General features: G+C 46.1%; 2 protein-coding genes. One reads left to right on the top strand and one right to left on the bottom strand.

Annotated features, from left to right (window positions below):
- Positions 1 to 398, bottom strand: a 398-nt coding sequence (locus ACWHAR_RS26265) for a molybdopterin-dependent oxidoreductase (RefSeq protein WP_452088321.1), incomplete at its 3' end; no start/stop codon positions are given.
- Between the two features lie 102 nt (positions 399 to 500).
- On the opposite strand from ACWHAR_RS26265, the gene ACWHAR_RS26270 reads away from it, so the two are divergent.
- Positions 501 to 764 (top strand): biotin transporter BioY (locus ACWHAR_RS26270; RefSeq protein ID WP_452088322.1); only part of this gene is annotated, 264 nt, incomplete at its 3' end.

Here is a 764-nt window from a genome sequence, read left to right on the forward strand (position 1 = left end):
TAAGCCAGAAGGGAAGTTTCCGCTAAGAAATCATCAAGCGGCAGATTGGTCGTCCAGCCCTCTTCAGCATGTAAAATGACGTAGCCCGCTTCTTCTTTTACACCCGCTTTTTCCGCTATATCACAAGCCCGCACGCCTTGCCACACATTATCAAGCCTTGACCATCCCGTGACGCAATGAATGTCGTTTTTCGATTCATACCGTGGAAAGGCTTTGACATCTTCAAAGCTTAGCAGCATCGGATGGTCAACCAAACCGTATACTTGAAGATTCCATTTCGTCATATCTTCGTAATATGGGACATCTGCGGTATGAAGCACAGGAAATGAAGTGGTGACGTTTTGATTTGGCGGCACTCTTCCAGATTGATCGGACTGTCTTGTTTTTCCGAAATACATATGGAGCCCTCCTTTTTGTTAACCTAATTTAAAATCATGTTGACAATCTTTTTGTTCTTTATTACTCTATGATTGTGTATGTCAACCTAAGGGGGAACAACGATGAAACAACGTAAACTTCGTGCGGGAGATATGGCGCTGATTGGCATGTTCGCCGCACTTATGGCTGTCGGGGCCAACATTACATCAGTAGCACCCTTTTTACAAGTAGCCGGCGTTCCGCTTTCGATGCAGCCGTTTTTCTGTCTCTTGGCAGCTTTGCTTCTTGGCAGCAAACGAGCAGCGATTGCCATGATTGTATATGCACTTGTCGGATTGGCCGCAGCGCCTGTGTTTGCTCAATTTTCAGCAGGCTTCGCACCGTTT

This window comes from Bacillus sp. LR--39, assembly GCF_053613335.1.